14 protein-coding genes and 1 pseudogene are annotated in these 17,623 nt (G+C 48.4%); 4 read left to right on the top strand and 11 right to left on the bottom strand.

Annotated elements, in window-relative coordinates; genetic code table 11:
* The first annotated feature begins 12 nt into the window (after window positions 1-12).
* The 3 genes from recQ to kynB are packed head-to-tail and all read left to right on the top strand — an operon-like array spanning window position 13 to window position 4,058.
* A complete protein-coding gene (recQ, locus tag QMA39_RS12280; RefSeq protein WP_281658907.1) occupies window positions 13-2,145 on the top strand; it encodes a DNA helicase RecQ in 2,133 nt (710 codons plus the stop codon).
* Between the two features lie 13 nt (window positions 2,146-2,158).
* Window positions 2,159-3,427 carry a kynureninase gene (gene kynU / locus QMA39_RS12275; protein ID WP_281658906.1) on the top strand — a complete coding sequence of 423 codons (1,269 nt, stop codon included), beginning with the start codon at window positions 2,159-2,161 and terminating at the stop codon, window positions 3,425-3,427.
* Window positions 3,428-3,437: 10 nt separating this feature from the next.
* Window positions 3,438-4,058 carry an arylformamidase gene (kynB, locus tag QMA39_RS12270; RefSeq protein WP_281658905.1) on the top strand — a complete coding sequence of 207 codons (621 nt, stop codon included), beginning with the start codon at window positions 3,438-3,440 and terminating at the stop codon, window positions 4,056-4,058.
* A 24-nt stretch (window positions 4,059-4,082) separates the two neighbouring features.
* Here kynB and QMA39_RS12265 read toward each other — a convergent pair whose 3' ends face one another.
* The 11 genes and pseudogenes from QMA39_RS12265 to QMA39_RS12215 form a co-directional block, all read right to left on the bottom strand.
* Complete coding sequence (locus QMA39_RS12265; RefSeq protein WP_281658904.1) at window positions 4,083-4,286, bottom strand: hypothetical protein; 204 nt, start codon at window positions 4,284-4,286, stop codon at window positions 4,083-4,085.
* A pseudogene (locus QMA39_RS12260) lies at window positions 4,280-4,444 on the bottom strand (IS5/IS1182 family transposase); the annotation flags it as partial. The pseudogene QMA39_RS12260 and the gene QMA39_RS12265, both read right to left, overlap by 7 nt.
* A 203-nt stretch (window positions 4,445-4,647) precedes the next feature.
* On the bottom strand, window positions 4,648-6,174 hold the full coding sequence (locus QMA39_RS12255) for a BCCT family transporter (RefSeq protein ID WP_027953346.1): 1,527 nt from the start codon (window positions 6,172-6,174) through the stop codon (window positions 4,648-4,650).
* Window positions 6,175-6,304: 130 nt separating this feature from the next.
* Window positions 6,305-6,472 carry a hypothetical protein gene (locus QMA39_RS12250; RefSeq protein WP_169516174.1) on the bottom strand — a complete coding sequence of 56 codons (168 nt, stop codon included), beginning with the start codon at window positions 6,470-6,472 and terminating at the stop codon, window positions 6,305-6,307.
* Window positions 6,473-6,520: 48 nt separating this feature from the next.
* The gene (locus QMA39_RS12245) at window positions 6,521-8,017 is read right to left on the bottom strand and encodes an NAD(P)/FAD-dependent oxidoreductase (RefSeq protein WP_281658903.1); all 1,497 of its coding nucleotides are present in this window, start codon (window positions 8,015-8,017) and stop codon (window positions 6,521-6,523) included.
* Between the two features lie 226 nt (window positions 8,018-8,243).
* Complete coding sequence (locus QMA39_RS12240) at window positions 8,244-9,491, bottom strand: aminopeptidase (RefSeq protein ID WP_027953348.1); 1,248 nt, start codon at window positions 9,489-9,491, stop codon at window positions 8,244-8,246.
* Window positions 9,492-9,661: 170 nt separating this feature from the next.
* The gene (locus QMA39_RS12235; RefSeq protein ID WP_281658902.1) at window positions 9,662-11,551 is read right to left on the bottom strand and encodes an ABC-F family ATP-binding cassette domain-containing protein; all 1,890 of its coding nucleotides are present in this window, start codon (window positions 11,549-11,551) and stop codon (window positions 9,662-9,664) included.
* A gap of 133 nt (window positions 11,552-11,684) precedes the next feature.
* On the bottom strand, window positions 11,685-13,112 hold the full coding sequence (locus QMA39_RS12230) for an alanine/glycine:cation symporter family protein (RefSeq protein WP_035531044.1): 1,428 nt from the start codon (window positions 13,110-13,112) through the stop codon (window positions 11,685-11,687).
* Between the two features lie 266 nt (window positions 13,113-13,378).
* On the bottom strand, window positions 13,379-13,900 hold the full coding sequence (locus tag QMA39_RS12225) for an acyl-CoA thioesterase (protein WP_027953351.1): 522 nt from the start codon (window positions 13,898-13,900) through the stop codon (window positions 13,379-13,381).
* Between the two features lie 53 nt (window positions 13,901-13,953).
* A complete protein-coding gene (locus QMA39_RS12220; RefSeq protein ID WP_281658901.1) occupies window positions 13,954-15,294 on the bottom strand; it encodes a HAMP domain-containing sensor histidine kinase in 1,341 nt (446 codons plus the stop codon).
* The gene (locus tag QMA39_RS12215; protein WP_027953353.1) at window positions 15,291-15,977 is read right to left on the bottom strand and encodes a response regulator transcription factor; all 687 of its coding nucleotides are present in this window, start codon (window positions 15,975-15,977) and stop codon (window positions 15,291-15,293) included. The genes QMA39_RS12220 and QMA39_RS12215 overlap by 4 nt, the downstream gene beginning before the upstream one ends.
* A gap of 182 nt (window positions 15,978-16,159) precedes the next feature.
* Here QMA39_RS12215 and QMA39_RS12210 point away from each other — a divergent pair, with 182 nt between their 5' ends.
* A complete protein-coding gene (locus QMA39_RS12210; protein ID WP_027953354.1) occupies window positions 16,160-17,308 on the top strand; it encodes a trypsin-like peptidase domain-containing protein in 1,149 nt (382 codons plus the stop codon).
* Window positions 17,309-17,623 lie beyond the last annotated feature (315 nt).

Raw genomic sequence — 17,623 nt, 5'->3', positions numbered from 1 at the left:
AGGATGATTCACATGATGGAACAGGCCGAAAAAATTTTAATGCAGTATTACGGATATTCTTCCTTCCGGCCGGGACAGGAGGAAGCGATTGAACAGGTGATGAACGGGCAGAACACTCTCGCCGTCATGCCGACCGGGGGCGGAAAGTCGCTGTGCTATCAGATCCCCGGCCTTGCACTTGAAGGAACGGCTGTCGTCATATCGCCATTGATTTCGTTAATGAAAGATCAGGTCGATGCCCTGCTTTCCTACGGGGTGGCTGCCACCTACATAAACAGCTCCCTTACTGCAGAAGAGCAGCGGACAAGACTGAGAGATATGGAAAAAGGACGCTACTCCTTCATTTACGTCGCACCGGAACGATTTGAAACTCCTTCCTTTCTCTCCGCTGTAAGCCGGATCCCTCTTTCTCTTATCGCTTTCGATGAGGCCCATTGTATATCCCAGTGGGGACACGATTTCCGACCGAGCTACCGTTCCATCGTCCCGACGCTTAATAAAATTCCGAACCTCCCTGTACTCATGGCTTTGACAGCGACAGCCACCCAGGAGGTCGTGGCCGACATCAAACAGCTGATCCATGTCGAAAACGGCCATGTGATTAACACAGGGTTCGCAAGGGAAAACCTGGCTTTTCGTATCGTTAAAGGAAGAGACAAACGGGAGTTTATTACAGAATACATGAGCCAGGTTCCCAATGAGTCCGGTATCATCTATACCGCCACCCGGAAAGAAGCCGACCAGCTGCACTATGTTCTCGAGAAAAAGGGCTACGCAGCAGGCAGGTATCATGCCGGTATGACTGAGCATCAGCGGAAACAGGCACAGATGGATTTTGTACAGGACGAGACGAAAGTGATGGTGGCGACTAATGCGTTCGGGATGGGCATCGATAAATCCAACGTCCGCTATGTCATCCATTACGCCATGCCGATGAATATAGAATCCTATTACCAGGAAGCAGGACGTGCAGGAAGGGATGGCGAACCCGGAGACTGTATCCTTCTTTTTGCGAGCAAAGACATTAATCTGCAGAAGTTCCTGATCGACCAGTCGCCTTCTGAAGAAAAAAAGAAAGAAGAGTATGCCAAACTGCAGGCGATGACGAATTACTGCCACACCCATACGTGCCTGCAGAAGTATATCTTGGAGTACTTCAACGACCCTGTCCCCTATGAACGCTGCGGAAAGTGCTCCAACTGTACACATAATGGGGAAGTGGAAGACCGCACGAAAGAAGCCCAGATGGTGCTGTCCTGTGTAAAACGCATGGGAGGCGGATTCGGGGCAGGTCTGACAGCCAAAGTGCTGAAGGGCTCCCGCGACCAAAAGGTGAAGCAGTTCGGTTTTCACAAGCTTTCCACCTACGGGATCATGCCGAAAATTACCGAGAAGGAATTGACCCAGTTTATTCACTTCCTGACGGCTGAAGGCTATTTAACGGCAGGATCAGGGAAATACCCTTCCCTCCAGCTCACCTCAGAGGCAGCAGCTGTCCTCAAAGGGGAAAAACCTGTAGAAATGCTCGTGGAAACCGCAGCCGTCCAACAGTCGTCTGAATATCATGTGCAGTATTTTGAAGAACTGCGTCACTTAAGGAAACAGCTGGCTGATGAAGCCGGGCTCCCGCCTTACGTCATTTTTTCTGATGCCACCTTGAAAGAATTTTCCAATCACCTGCCGCGGACAAAAGAAGAGATGCTTCAGATGAAAGGGGTGGGAGAGCGGAAGTACGAGCAGTACGGCGAGACATTCCTGGAAGTGATCCGGCCGTGGTCCGAACAAACCGAGTCAGCCCCTATCCCGTCACGCCGGCCGGAACCGAGAGATCCATTTGATGACAGGCCCAGCCACATCGTAACGTTTGAATTGTGGAAAAGCGGCAGCCACTCTATCCGGGACATTGCAGATCAGCGCGGCATGAGTCCGCAGACGATTGAAAACCACCTGTTCCGCTGTGTGCAGGAAGGGGAAGATATTTCGTGGGACTACTGGTTTGATGAAGAACAAGAGGAGCAGGTCCTCCAACAATATCACAAGCTCGAGGAGAAAAAGCTGAAGCCGTTGAAAGAAGAGCTTCCGGACACGTTTACGTATTCCATGATAAAAGCTGTATTAATCAAACACCGTTACCTGAACAGATAAAAGGAGGAATGGAATGATTACCCTGGATGATGTGAGAAAATGGGATAAAAATGATGAACTGAACGAGTATAAATCGGAATTCTTCCTCAAAGAAGACAGCATTTACATGGACGGCAACTCTCTTGGACTGTTGTCCAGGCGTTCCGAATCCGCTCTGCAGCAATCTCTTAATGACTGGAAAGAGCACGGCATCGAAGGGTGGACACAAGCTGATGAACCGTGGTACTACATGTCGGAAAAGCTCGGACGGATGACAGCTCCTCTCCTGGGGGCTTCTCCGGAACAGGTCATTAACACAGGGTCCATTACGACAAACCTCCATCAGCTGCTTGCGACTTTTTACAATCCGGAAAAAGGGCGGACAAAAATTATCGGGGACGAACTAAACTTCCCCTCCGATATATACGCTGTCAAGAGTCAGATGGCGCTCCACCACCTTGACCCTGAAGAGCATTTCATACAAATCGCCAGCGCTGATGGGTATACACTGAAAGAAGAGGACATTATTGCCCAGATGAAGGATGACGTAGCTCTTCTTCTGCTCCCTTCCGTTTTGTACAGAAGCGGGCAGCTTCTTGATATGAAAACCCTCACCCACGAGGCGCACAAGCATGGAATTCTTGTATTGTTTGATCTTGCTCATTCCATCGGCGCTGTTCCCCATCAGCTGGATGAATGGGAGGTGGATTTCGCTGTCTGGTGTACGTATAAATACTTGAACAGCGGTCCCGGTGGTACAGGTGGATTATACGTGAACCGCCGGCATCTCGGGACTCATCCCGGACTTGCCGGCTGGTTCAGTTCTGATAAAGAAAAGCAGTTTGATATGGACCACGAGCTGACCCCCTCTTCCAGTGCCGGTGCTTTCCAGATTGGAACTCCGCATATTTTAAGCTCTGCTCCGCTTCTTGGATCTCTGGAAATGTTTTTGGAAGCAGGTATCGAGGGAATCAGAAAAAAGTCACTGGTCCTCACCCAGTTGTTCATGGATTTAGTTCATCAGGAACTGAAAGGCTTCGGGTTCACCCTGCGTAACCCTGTAGAGAAGGAGCGCCGGGGCGGTCACGTCTGCCTCGTTCATGAAGAAGCAGCCAGTCTTTGTAAAGCACTGAAAAGCGAAGGGGTCATTCCCGATTATCGATCCCCGAATGTCATCCGGCTCGCCCCGGTAGCTTTTTACACCTCCTATGAGGATGTTTTTAATGTTGTCAGGATTTTAAAAGAAATCATGCAGAAAGAAAAGCATAAGTCATTTAAAAATGAACGGGATATTATTGCTTAGGAGGATACCGATGAAGTGGATGGATATCAGTATGAGACTGGATGCAGAAACCCCGCCATGGCCGGGGGATGAACCTTTTACGTACGAAGTCACTTATGCAATGGAAGACACCGGATCTGTCAACGTAGGTCAGTTTAAAGGCAGTTGTCACATCGGAACACATGTCGATGCCCCTTTCCATTATGATTCCTCAGGAGCCCGGATAGCAGACCTGCCTGTCGAACGTTTCGCAGGAAAAGCGGTGGTCGTTCATTTGGACCGACCGGAAGTCATTCATAAAGAACAAGTGATGGATATCGATTTGACAGAAGTGGATAAAATCCTCTTTCGCACAAACAGCTGGCCTGACCGTTCCGCTTTCCCTGCTTCCTATTCAGTGATCGGGAGTGACCTGGCTGCTTACCTGGCCGAACAAGGCATTGACCTGATCGGCGTCGATACCCCTTCTGTTGATCCGGAGACGAGCAAGGACCTCCCTGCCCATCACAGTCTGTGCGCCCATGATCTGCTCATTCTTGAAGGTCTCGTCCTGGAAAACATCCAGCCGGGCATCTATGAACTTATGGCCTTCCCTTTGAAAATGACTCAAGCAGACGGCAGTCCGGTACGCGCTGTGCTGAGAAACCTGTAATTTTGCAGTAAAAAAAGGTGGACGTCAAAGGACGTCCACCTTCAGCTTGTAGAGAAACCTCTGTTTCTTTACAAGCTTTTTTCTTTCTTCCCGCCAGGAGCGAAAGCCCCTTCCCTTTCCGCGGACGAGCGCCCGAGCTTCCTCGCAAAACCCACGCTCGGCGATCTCGGACCACTCGTTCTTCCGCAGGAGTGGAAGGGGCACCGCTCCTTGGGCGTTCTTTAACATCGAAAAAGACTCTCCTTCACCCCGCTCACCCTTGCTGGATGGAGGACAATCTTTTTCATATTCCGGCAGGGAGCCGTCATCAGCGCCTGTTCCTTTCCTTTTTCTTTTCCACGCAAGCGGCAACAGCGCAGCCCATGCCGTTCTTTTGAACCTGCGAACCCGCTTATCTCCTCTATATTCTAACGACGGCACGTGGAGCGGCCTTCCTGACCAAGTTAGCTGAGGGCGTGCCCGCGGCATTCATCCACCGATAAGCGGAAAGTGACCCTTCACAAGACAAAATGACAACTCTATCTGGTTAACAAAGGCTTTTCTACAGCCAAAAAAGGTGGACGTCAAAAGACGTCCACCTTTTTTATCTTTATTTTTTTGAAATTCGTTGTTCCACAGCCATGATCTTCGCCACTTTCGGCGCCAGCCAGATCATAGGAAGCAGAAGGAGGGACACAGGAACGGCAGTCACCACGATAAAGTTCTGCAGCTGTGTAATTCCGCTGTCTCCTGTAATCAGAAGAATGACAGCAATCGCTCCCATAAGCACAGCCCAGAATACACGGAGCCATGTCTGCGGGTTACCTTCTCCTGTCACGGCCATAGCAATGGTGTAGGACATGGAGTCAGACGTTGTGACAACGAATAGAATCGTCAGAATCAAGAACAGCGGCGACACAATTTCCGCCAGTGGGAACTGTCCGGTAATTGCAAACATCGCTGCCGGGTTTCCTGCCTCATTCAAAGCGTTTGAAACCGATCCCGGATTCTCCAATTCGAAGAATATTCCGGATCCACCAAGGACAGTAAACCAGAACGTTGAAATAACCGGAGCAAACACAGAAACCGCGACAATGATTTCGCGAATGGTCCGTCCTCTGGAAATCCGGCTGACAAGAATGGCCATCATTGGACCATATCCGATAAACCAGCCCCAGAAGAAGACGGTCCATAGAGATAACCAGCCTTCATCCCCGCGGTACGTACTCATAGGAATGAATTGGTCCACGTAATAACCGAATCCGGAGACAAAGTGGTCAATAATAAAGCCGCCAGGTCCAAAGATGACGATGAAAATCATAAGTCCAAGAGCAAGGCGGACATTGAAACTACTCAGCATCTGAATCCCTTTATACAAACCGGACACAGCTGAGATCGTAGAGACCAGGACGACAACAAGAATGATTGTAAACTGTGTACTGAATGAATTTGGAATGCCGAAGATTTCCTGAAGACCATAGCTGGCCTGAAGACCAAGGAATCCGATCGGACCGATTGTCCCTGCTGCAACGGCAATTACAGCAAACGCATCAATAATCGTTCCGAAGAAGCTGTTCCGAAGCTTTTCACCAAAGATTGGGTAAAGCAGGGTCCTCGGCTTCATAGGCATCCCTTTTTGATAGTGTCCGTACATCATAACAACGGCACTGATCGTACCTAATATCGCCCAAGCAAGAAATCCCCAGTGCATGAAGCTCTGAGCAAGAGCAGGATCAATTGCCGCCTCTGTGCCCGCTTCTACTCCGGATTGAGACGGAGGTGCAGTAAGGAAGTGCCACATCGGCTCAGCGGCAGCCCAGAAGACGCCTCCGCCGGCCAGTAGTGTAGCCATGATAATTGAAAGCCATTTATACAAACCGATTTCCGGTTTATCCATATTACCCATTTTTATTTTTCCATATTTAGAAAATCCAAGCCATATACCGACGAAGAAGGTCGCCAGCATCAATACCTGCCAGAACGCACCAAAATAAGTGGCTGACCAGGCAAAACTTTCACTTACAACTGTTTCTATAAACGAAATGTCGATAAGAGCAATAATCACGAAGAGTGTCAATAAGCCTCCACTGATTGCAAATACAGGCCAGTCTATCCGGCCTTTCGATTGTTTATCCATTTTGATCTCCTTTTGACAATGGTGTTACTTTCTCGGGGGAAAGCACAATAACTGACTCTAACATTACCCCTATTATGGTGTAAAGAAAAATCTTTTATCCCGCAGATGAAAAGGTCACTATTGTGACCTTTCAATCCCGTTCCTCCACTTTGTGGTCTTCCTGCCGGCGCTGACATTCCCTGCAAAGATTGATGTCTTCCTCTGCCTTGGAAACGAGCGGCTTTCCACAGCGTGAGCATTCATCGTGACGGTTGGGGTTTGCTCCGAAGATGTTCATCTCATATCCGTCGCCCACCATAGGACCCTCTCCTTTTTCGTATGCTGTTCTTTGTATTCCCAACGTTTTTCATTTTAGTCCTTTTGCGGCCTGTTTTGCGGCCATTAATCCTGAAAGCGTTACGCCGAGCGTTCCGGCACCCGGAAAAACGGTATCCCCGCACTGATACAGATCAGGGATGCCGGTTCTTATCGAGTAACTGGACAACCAGCTGTATTTCCCATCAGGTGCATAACCGCCTACCTTTCCATCTTTACGGCGCAGCCATTTTTCAAAAGTGACGGGTGTACCCGGCAGGACAACATCAAGCTGATCGGTGAACCCTCCAAAATAGTGTTCCACGGTCCGTATCAGCTTCTCCTTCATCCAACGCTTTTCGGCTTCATAATGGTCGGACTCCCACCAGGGAGTGATGTCGGTATGGGTTGACAGGGTAAACGACCGTTTCCCTTCCGGAGCCATCAAACGATCTTCAGGGTCCGATAATGACAATAGGAACTGTCCGCCATTATGGAGGTCATCCGGATGATGGGGATCGATAAACTGATGGTACAGCACGTCCGTATTTTGGAAAACGTCTGCGTCTACACCGCCGTGAATAATATACGCCCCCCAGGCTTTTTTTGCTGTTTCTTTCCGGGGGCGAATATAAGACTGCGAGCTGAGATCCTCTGTTAACGTGTCGTGAAGGTTGTGAACAGAATTGTTCAGGATGACCTGACGGGCCTGAAATGTAGACCTTCTTTTGGAATGAAGGATAAACCCTGCCTCTCCTTTTTCGATGGAGTGAACCGGGTGCCTCATAAGAATGGTCCCGTCATGCTCCCGAATATATGCAGCCAGTTTAGCAGCAGCTTCAGCAAGACCACCGTGGACGGCAAAAGCACCTTTATGAAACGTTTGAAGAGCAGCAAACCCTAAAAAGGCAGGACATTTTTCTACACTCGTCTGTACACTGTCCATTAATTCACCATTTAAAAACGTCCTAAACATGCGGTGCTGATCCAGTCCATGTTTTTTAAGCCGGTCCTCCACGGTTTGTGTCATATAGGGAAGCAGCCGGAGAGAATTTTCATTCACAAGCGTCAGAAGGTAAGCATAGTCCCCCATTGTCCTTGGAGGAAACACCGGAAGCTTGTCTGTCAGCTGATCCACCAGCTGCCCTACTTTGAAAACTTCATCGTAGAAATTCTCAAAAGTGCTCCCGGGTCCTTCAAAAACCCGGGACATCTCTTTATACCATTCATGCCGGTCACGATAATAATGAATGGTACGATCCGGAAGGTGGACATCCATAATAATATCCAGCTTTTTCATTGGCGGTTTTTCCAACCCCAGCCGTTCAAATAAGTTGTCCAGTACACCTCCGGGCTCAAAACCCATCCCAACTGTAGCACCGGATTGAAAACGATACCCGCTCCTCTCGAATTTACCCGCGCTTCCGCCCAGTTCGTTGGACGCTTCAAAAACAACGACTTTATACCCTCTATAGGTTAAATCCGCAGCAGCTGCCAGCCCTCCGAAACCAGCACCCACAACAGCAGCATCATAGATCAGATCGGCCACCTCCTTTTTTTATTCTTTCCCCTTATCGATCGATGTTTAAAAAGAAAACAGCCGATTCAAAAACACTACCTAATAAAAAGTTATTCTGAGATCATCTCTTTACCTATTATGGATCTTTTATGTGCACAGGAAGAATCGAAGATATCTACCTGTTTCTTCCTTTTCTTCGTTGGGATGGGAAGAAACAAAAAAAACAGCCGGGGGGTCCCGGCTGTCGTCTTATTCATTATTCAAAAGTAATCGCCCAGCTGCCTTTTCTCATGACGGCTTCGGTTGTACCGTCTTCAAGCACGCCGTCGATATCCAGTTCCCCGGATCCCATCATGAAGTCCACGTGGGTCAGGCTGTGGTTCACACCGTTTTGATCAAGTTCTTCCTCATTCATGTCGGAACCGCCCTGAACGTTATTCGGATACGCTTTTCCAAGCGCAAGGTGACAGGATGCGTTCTCATCATAAAGGGTGTTATAGAAAATCAGTCCGGATTGAGAAATCGGTGACTCATGAGGCACAAGAGCCAGTTCACCAAGGTGACGGGAACCTTCGTCCGTATCCAGCAGGTGTTGAAGGGTTTCGCTTCCTTCTTCCGCCGTAAAGTCCACCACTTTTCCTTCTTTGAAAGTGAGAGAGAAGTTATTAATGACGTTCCCACCGTAGTTCAACGGCTTCGTACTCGCCACTTTCCCATCGACACCGTATTTGTGAGGAGCTGTGAAAACTTCCTCTGTCGGCATGTTCGGATTAAATGAAATCTTACCTTCCGCCGTTTTGGCCGGTCCGCCTTTCCAGACATGTCCTTTTGGAAGAGCCACTTCAAGTTCAGTTCCCGGTGCTTTATAAATCAGCTTCTGATACTGTTTCTTATTCAAATATTCACGAGCCGTAATAAGCGTATCATTATGCTTCTTCCAAGCTTCCACCGGATCGTCCTGATCAACACGGACGATGCTGAAAATCTGCTCCCACAATTTCTCCACGGCTGTATCTTCCTCTTCCCCTGGGAAAATCTTCTGCGCCCACTTTGGAAGAGGAATACTGATGATCGACCATTGTATCCGGTCATTCATCGTGTAGTTACGGAATGTGGACATCGCCTCTGAGCGTGCTTTAGCAGCAGAAGCCACTTTTCCAGCATCAATCCCTTTCAAAAGGTCCGGGTCCGTGGAACGGATGGAAAGGATGGCTGCTCCCTGCTCTGCGAAATACGTGTATTTTTCCTGCTGCCATTCCGGTACGTGGGAGAGTGTTTCCTGATCCGCGTGCTCATAAGCCATGCGAGTCAGCTCATCGTCTCCCCAGTTAATATGTACATCCTTGGCTCCCATTTCAAAAGCTTTACGGGCGACAATGCGTGTGAATTCCGCCCCTTCAATGGTGGAATTGATCATTAAAAGCTGATCGTTTTGTAGATTGACGCCTGTACGAAGCGCCAGTTCTGCATATTTTTCAAGTTTATCCATACTTGGCATTTTCATCTGTCTACCTCCTATATTTAAACAGTGTATCCGTATTCATTATTCCACAAAAAATTGATGACTACAAAACATATGAAAGGAAGCGGGGCAGGGTCGGATGGACCACTGCCCTGCATCTATGAAAAAGAAGGCGAACGTTCTTTCAAGGTTCCAGCCTCTTTCTCCGAGCATTATTCAAGCCCTTCAACTATGAGGGAGAGCTCTTCCCAGCGTTCCATTTTCTGCTCCAGCTCCGCCTCCGCTTCTTCCTGTTGAGCGGTAAGGTCCCTGACCTTGTCATAATTGGCAGCCTCTTGAGCCAGCTGGTCATTCAACTCTTCGATCTTCTCTTCCAAAGCGGCAATATCGTCTTCAATGGTCTCCCATTCCTGTTTTTCCTTATAGGAGAGTTTCCGCTTACGGTTTCCTCTTCTCGTTTCCTCCTGGGCGGACGGCTGTTTATTTTCCTTCAAAACCGTCTGCTCTTCTTTGGCAGCTTCCAGATACTCGGAATAATTTCCATAGAAACGACGCAGTCTTCCGCTCTGTTCGAACGCAAGCAGCTGGTTTACGACGCGGTCAAGGAAATAACGATCGTGAGAAACCGTAATGACGACACCGGGGAACTGCTCTAAATAGTCTTCCAAAACGCCCAGGGTTTCTGTATCCAAATCGTTCGTCGGCTCATCCAGAAACAAAACGTTCGGTTCACTCATCAGGACACGCAGCAAATAAAGACGCCGGCGTTCTCCACCGGAGAGCCTCTTAATGTAAGTCCACTGCTGCGGTCGTGGGAATAGGAAACGCTCGAGCATCTGCTCGGCGGTAATCTCTGTTCCGTCTTCAGTCCGTATGACTTCTGCCACTTCTTTAATGTATTCAATCACTTTCAAGCTTTCATCGAGCTCTCCATGATCCTGTGTGTAATATCCGATCTTCACGGTTTGGCCCGTGTGCACATTTCCTGCGTCCGGTGCAATCCGTTCCGCCATAATATTCAGGAGGGTTGTTTTTCCAGATCCGTTGGGACCGATGATCCCAAGGCGCTCTCCGGGAACGACTAAGTAATCGACGTCCTCCAGCAGTTTATGGCTGCCGTAGCTGTGGGTGACCCCCTTGAGCTCGATCACCTGATTCCCAAGCCTCGATGAGCCGATAGCCATATCAACATTTTCTTTTTTCGTGTGGAAGGTCTCTTCTTTCATCGCTTCCACCCGCTGAATACGTGCTTTCTGCTTTGTGGATCTCGCTTTCACTCCAGCTTTCAGCCAGGCTAGTTCCTTACGCAGGGTATTTTTATGCTTTTGTTCAGCCTGCAGTTCCCACTCTTCCCGTTCAGCCTTTTTCTCAAGGAAGGTTTCATAGTTTCCCTCATACGTATACAGACTACTTTGATCGAGTTCATAGATCAGGTTCGTGACTCTATTCAAGAAGTACCTGTCGTGCGTCACAACCATAAGAGCCCCTTTGTAGGAGGAAAGGTGTTCTTCCAGCCACTCGATGGTTTCATTATCCAAGTGGTTGGTCGGTTCATCAAGCAGCAGAAGATCGGCCGGCTGAATAAGCGCCTTGGCGATGGCTACCCGCTTCTTCTGACCGCCCGACAACTCCGATACTTTTTTATCAAAGTACGTGACGCCGAGCTTGGAAAGGACGGTCTTGGCAACAGTGCTCGCTTCCCACGCCCCTTTTTCATCCATTCTCTGCTGCAGGTCGAGCATCCGCTCCTGGACGCCGGTGTCCTCTGGATTTTCAGCAAGTTCCAGCATGACCTGCTCGTATTTGCGCATCAGCACCATAATTTCGGCTTCCCCATCATAAATATGTTCCAGAACCGTCTGGCTTTGGTTGAATTCAGGGTCCTGTGGCAGATACTCCACTGTAAAATCCTTCGCATGATCCATATCGCCCTGATCCCCTGTTTCCATTCCGGCAAGAATTTTCAGCAGGGTCGATTTTCCGGTCCCGTTCACACCGATCAAACCGATTCTCTGCTGGCTGGATATCGTGAAGGATAGGTCGTCAAATAAATCTTTATCTCCATAACTTTTACTCAGTTGATTGACTGATACTAAACTCATTACGCTCATTCCTTTAATAAGAATCTGCTCCCATCATATCACACCGGCCGCTTCTGCTGTGCAGGATGGAATCCAGGAAGGGAAGAAAAAAGCTGCCGACAGGGCGTCACCCGTCAACAGCTTTTCTATCGATTTATGCGTCTTCTTTCTCAGAGGACTGGTCTCTTCTCCAGTATTCCATTCCTTCTACACCGGGCAGGTGATCTTGATAAAAGACAGGGTCTTTCCCGGCTTTTTTCTGTTTCACATAGTCATTGAGAGCTGCATAGGCCACCGATGACAACCGGAAAATGGCATACAGGTTGATTAAAGCCATGATTCCCATCGTTAAATCCGCCAGTGACCAGACAAGGTCAAATTCAGCGACAGCACCGAACATAACCATAGCCAGTACCGCCAGACGATAGATGAAAATGCTGCTTTTACTCGTTTTAATAAATTCGATGTTCGTTTCTCCATAATAATAGTTTCCAACAATCGAACTAAAGGCAAATAGAAGAATGGCAATTGCGATAAATACCGCTGCCCATGATCCAAGCTGGGATTCGAAAGCTTCCTGAGTCAGCTGGATGCCATCAAGGGAAGTATTTTCGTAACCTCCGGCAAACAGGATGATGACAGCTGTAGCGCTACAGATAAGAAGCGTATCCGTGAACACACCAAGCGTCTGAATCAGTCCCTGCTTGACCGGGTGCGTCACTTCTGAAGTGGCCGCTGCGTTCGGCGCACTACCCATACCGGCTTCGTTGGAGAACAGGCCGCGCTTAATTCCAATTAGAATCATACCGCCGAAGGTTCCACCAGCGATTTCACGGAAGCCGAACGCCCCAGCGAAAATCTGTCCAATCATTTCCGGTACTTGAGCAATATTGCCGACAAGGACGTACGTGGCAAGAATGATATAGAAGATAGCCATTATCGGAATGATATACTGCGTCACCTGGGCGATACGCTTGAGTCCACCGAAAATAATTAAAGCTACGAAAACGGTCAGAATGGCCCCCATCAGCCATTTATCAATATCAAAGGAGTTTTCAAAGGCAAGCCTGATCGTATTAGACTGCACAGAACTGAAAACGAGGCCGTATGTAAAAGTGATGGTAACGGCAAAGACAATTCCCAGCGTCCGGTTTTTTAATCCTTTTTCAATATAATAAGCCGGTCCGCCTCGGTATTGGTTTTTATCCGGAACCTTATAGACCTGGGCCAGGGTGCTTTCAATAAAACTGGAAGCTCCTCCGAGGATAGCTACAATCCACATCCAGAAAACCGCACCAGGTCCTCCGACAGTAATAGCCGCAGCGACACCTGCCAGGTTCCCTGTACCGACACGGGATGCCGTACTAATAGCGAAGGCCTGGAAAGGAGAGGTTCCTTTCTTTCCTTCTGCCGAGATTGCCCGTTTATCAAACAAGACTCGGAACATCTCGGGTATGTAACGAAACTGTGCGAATTTCAAACGTATCGAGAACCATAGGCCAACACCCAGTAAGGCGGCGACAAGGATGGTCCCCCACATCCAGTCATTCAAAAAGGATAAGACTTCCTGCACACTGATCACTCCTATAAAATGTAAATGTTTTCCTGTTTTAACACACGTATTCCCTTTCCTTAAAGGAAAAAAACATGAATAAGTTCAACTTTTTTATTTTATCATACAATCGGAGTCCACCACTACTGCCTTTCTAATGAAAGGCTTCCTTCCCAAGCTGGATGTTTCCGTTTCAAAAAAGGATGGAAAGCCCGTTATTTTTCAGGATCCAGCCGAAGTTAAGGCTATCCGGGTATAAAAAAACCAGGAGAAGCTCTGCTTCTCCTGGTCAAGTATTAGGAATTCCTTAGCCATGGAAGACTCGTACCGAATTTTTCAGCGAGTTCCTTGGATTCCTTCCGACGGCTTTTCCGGTGCTCATGACGCTTTTGGGCGTGGTCATGAAGCCACTGTTCTTCCTCTGTTTCGGGGTACACCGGCGGTACTGGTGTCGGGTCATTATTTTCATCAACAGCCACCATGGATAGAAAAGCGGTGGTGCATACTTTCCGTTCTCCTGTAAGCAGGTTTTCTGTCGTTGCTTTCACGAATACTTCCATGGATGTATTATGCGCCCATGTCACAAAGGCTTCAAGGCAGATCGTATCGCCCTCAAATACCGGCTGAAGAAAGTCGACAGAGTCAGTGGAAGCGGTGACCACCGGTTTGCGGCAGTGCCGGACAGCAGCTATCGCCGCCACGTCATCAATGTAAGCCATCAGTTTTCCACCGAAAAGGGTTCCGTGGGTATTGGTATCCGGAGGAAGTACATGTGAATTTTTAACGGTCAGTGAATCTATACAAGGTTTTGCATCCATATCTTTTTCCTCACCTTCATGTGGAATCGTTCTCTGAGATTTATTATATCATGTTAGAGGAGCTCGTCTTTCCTTTGAAAACGGATTTCAAAAACGGCTCCTGGTTGATCATCGCGGTTATAGGCCTTGATGGTTCCTCCGCTCCTCTCGATGATGGCCCGGGCGATAGCAAGACCGAGTCCCGTTTCCCCTTCTTTCCCTTTGATGAACCGCTCAAACATCTGCGGGAGAAGTGCCTCTGGAATCCCTGTGCCATCATCCATGATTCTGACTTTCATCTGTTCGGCTTGTGTTTCGATTTCCACAGTCACATGATGGGTTCCGTGACGGACAGCATTACTTAATATGTTGATGACCGCTTGTAGTATACGCTCTCGATCTACAAAAGAATAAAACGAAGCGCCGCCTTTCAAGGCAATGGTCATATCCTTATCGTTCGCAAGTGGAATGAGTCTGTCTTTCGCTTGTATGACTACATCAGTGATGTTTGTCTGCTCAGGATGGTACACATCCTCACTGCTGTCGAGCTTAGCAAGCAGAATCATTTCATTGACGATTTTTTTCAGTCGTTCCGTTTCACTGACCATCACGTTCAATCCTTTTTCCGCCGCTTCCCCCTGGAAAATACCGTCCCGTATCCCTTCGGCGTATCCTTGAATAGACATGAGCGGTGTTTTCAGCTCATGGGAGGCATTCTGGAAAAACTGTTTCTGGGAATGGATGTAACGCGCAAGCTCCGCAGCCATATGCCGGACGCTCTGCTCGACTTCTTTGATCTCCCCGGAGGCCTGAACCTGTTTAACATCATCGAACCGGCGTTTCTCGATTTTTTTCACTTCCTGCTTCAGCTTCGTCAACGGTGTAACGAGCCGCCATGTTAAAATGTAGCTGACAATCAAGGCCAGGAGGAGGCCGATCAGAAACACCATGATCATCCGGATCGCAAATACGGACTGGACCGCCTGCAGATCATTCAGCGGGGTGGCCATCACGAGAATCTGACTGTTTCCAGCATTGACTGGGAAATCATAGACCACATACTTCTCCCCTTCACTCTCCCACACTTCCTCCCCTTCCAATTCTTCCTCATACCGCTCCATCCAGGAAGCAGCAATAGCGGCCGGCATCGTACGGAACAGGATTTCTCCATTGTCGCTGTCGAACAATAAAATAGGATAATTGCGGTCCTGAATCAACTGAGATAATTCGGGGGTACGGTCTTCATCCTGGTCGTTAATCAAATCGATTAAAAGTTCCGCCCGTCCTTTCAACTGCCGCTGCTCATCCTGAATAAGCATATCCATTAAGAGGGAATAAACGAAAAAAGCTGTAATGGACATGACGATGATGATTAACGCAGTGAAGGCTGCGTTCAATTGATAGAGAAGTTTCATGAGGACTGATCCCTCAACCTGTAGCCATGACCCCAGACTGTTTCAATTGGCAGTTCCTTCATCTTCTTCCGCAGTCGTTTGATTAGATCATCGACGGCCCTGTCGCTGCCATAATAATCATCGCCCCATACTTTAATAAGAAGCTCTTCTCTTGAGAAAGCCCGATTTTCCTGAGAAGCCAGAATGCGGAGCATTTCAAACTCCTTTGTCGTCACTTCCACTTCCGTTCCCTTGAAATAGGCCCGCCTCTCGGCTTCACTCAATTCAAGGTCGCCGGCCTTTATCACATCAACCTTTTCTTCTGAAAGAGGCTTCATCGCTTCCCACCGCTTCAAGTGTCGTTTCACCCTGGCGACCAATTCCCGCGGGCTGAAGGGTTTCGTCAAATAATCGTCACCTCCGAGCTCAAGGCCGAGAATTTTATCGATTTCGTCATCTTTGGCAGAAATGATGATAATCGGAACTTCTGAGGTCAGACGGATTTTCTTGCAGAATTCATACCCATCCATGCCTGGCAGCATAATATCCAGCACCCAGAGGTCCGGAGAAGACGCTTCGAATATTCCCCAGGCCTCTTCTGCCGTTTCCACGCTGATCACTTGATAGCCTTCTTTCTTTAAGTAGGCTTCTACTATATCCCTGATGTTTGGATCATCTTCCACCAATCCAATAAGTCGATTCATCACGTTTCCTCCTGGTTTTTTCTTTTTATTCTCTCACATTTTCAAAACTTCCTCTTCCATTACACACTTTTTACACATTTTCTCCAAAGTCATTCCATAAGTCATTCCTATAATAAGAATTGTCAGAGGGAAACACCAAAGACATCCCAGCAAATCTTCACGAAAGGGGCAGCCGTTACTCTATGTTGGATGATGATAAGAATGTAAGCAGAAAACAGTATAAACGTTCGGGGATGGCCTTCAGCGTCCTCGGTGCCATTATCGCTGTTTTCATCGTAACGACCGTCTTCCAATGGAAAGGAATTTCGATTGAAGTCAACACCGAAGAGCCGACAGCACAGGCTGATGAAGTGAATATCGGACAGAACGAGGAAGATGTCACTCAAGCAGTGAATGAGGTTTCTCCGGCAGTCGTTGGTATAAGCAACATTCAAAGTTCAGCTCAGGGAACACAACAGGCCGGCACAGGTTCCGGGGTCATTTACAAAGAAGAAGGTGATCAGGCATTTGTCGTCACCAACCATCATGTTATTGAGAATGCTTCAGCCCTTGAAGTCATCCTTAGTGATGGGAGCAAAGTAGAAGCCGAATTAAAAGGCAGCGACCCGTTGACAGACCTGGCCGTTTTACAAATAGATAGCGAACATGTCGAGAAAGTTGCTGATTTAGGAAATGCCGATGACGTAGAGATCGGCCAGACAGCCATAGCCATCGGCAACCCACTGGGCATGGAATTCGCAGGGTCGGCCACAAAGGGAATCATCAGTGGATTGAACCGGAATATTCCGGTGGACATCAATGGTGACGACCAGGCCGACTGGCAGACCGAAGTCATACAAACAGATGCAGCCATTAACCCGGGCAACAGTGGTGGTGCGCTGATTAATCTTCAAGGTGAAGTCATTGGTATCAACTCTATGAAAATCGCCCAGGCCGAAGTCGAGGGTATTGGCTTTTCTATTCCTATGGACGCAGCCAAACCTGTCATTGAAGACTTAGAGACCAACGGTGAAGTACAGCGCCCATATATGGGTGTTTCCCTGCAGGATGTAAGCCAGATTCCAAATCCTGTTCTGGAAAGTGAACTGGGTTTACCAACTGATATCACCCACGGCGTCCTTGTCCAGGGCGTCGAGCAAGATTCCCCTGCTCAGGAAGCAGGACTGGAACGCTACGATGTCATCACCGCCATCGACGGGAATAAAGTAGACTCGCTCATCCGTCTACGGCAGTATCTCTACAGCCAAGCACAGAACGGAGATACTGTAGAGCTTGAAGTGTATCGGGACGGGACCCCAACCACCGTCCAGCTCACACTGACCTCTCAGTAAGTATTGAACAGATATGAAGAATACGGATACGAACAGAAAATATGGAACAGTCAAGCCTCGTTCACCGGAACCCAACCCCTATGCCTGTGAGCAGGCAGGGCTGTTTCAGCAGCCAGCCAAAGTAAAGTGGAGTCTCTGCGTCTTAAAAAGACTAACCTCCTTTTTGAGAAACAGGGACAGATAAAGAAACGACCGAACGGACGGTGGCAGGCAGACAGCTGAGATCCCCCCCTCCTATCCTGTTTGCCTGTCACCTGTCCCTCCGTCCTTTCTATGACGATAGTAAAACCAAATCAACCTCTCTCAAAAAACCCC

Source organism: Halobacillus sp. Cin3, from assembly GCF_947311855.1.
GTDB lineage: Bacteria > Bacillota > Bacilli > Bacillales > Halobacillaceae > Halobacillus > Halobacillus kuroshimensis.
The sequence above is the reverse complement of the archived record's forward strand: the minus strand, read 5'-3'. Positions and strand labels throughout refer to the sequence as shown.